This window comes from Mesorhizobium sp. M7A.F.Ca.CA.002.09.1.1 (genome assembly GCF_003998555.1).
Taxonomy (GTDB): Bacteria; Pseudomonadota; Alphaproteobacteria; order Rhizobiales; family Rhizobiaceae; genus Mesorhizobium; species Mesorhizobium ciceri.
Genome location: NZ_RZRR01001555.1, coordinates 1 through 522, shown reverse-complemented (window position 1 = coordinate 522; position 522 = coordinate 1). Strand labels below are relative to the sequence as shown.

Below are 522 nucleotides of genomic sequence, written 5' to 3'. Positions count from 1 at the left end.
CTGCTGCTCTATCCCTTCGCGCCATGGGAAGGCAGTGCGGCTTCCTTCGTCAACATCATCGGCGCGACGATGGGGCCGATCTTCGGGGTGATGATGGTCGACTACTACCTGATCCGGAAGGGTGAGGTCGACGTCGAGGCGCTTTATCGCGAAGATGGCGAATTCCGCTTCCAGGGCGGCTGGCACGTCAACGCCTTCATCGCCGCCGGCATCGGCGCCATCTTCTCGTCGATCCTGCCCAACTTCACCAACTGGCTGCCGTCCTGGTGGGGTGTCTATGGCTGGTTCTTCGGCGTGGCGATCGCCGGCATCATCTACTACGTGCTGCGCACCGCCGCTTTGGGCGCCGGCGCCAGGACCGCGAAGGCCTGACAAGGTGAATTTTGGGGCGGCGAGAGCCGCCCCAAAACCTACCCGAGCATCTCGGCCAATCTGCGCACCGTGTTCCAGTTGCGCGACGTGCCCGTGCCCATGCGCTTGTGATTCATCGCCGCAAGCAGCCGCGAGCTTGGCCTCTCGCGC

1 protein-coding gene is annotated in these 522 nt (G+C 64.0%); it reads left to right on the top strand.

The features are described from left to right. On the top strand, window positions 1-372 hold a 372-nt coding region (locus tag EN994_RS34625), incomplete at its 5' end, for a cytosine permease (protein WP_206530588.1). Between the last annotated feature and the right edge of the window lie 150 nt (window positions 373-522).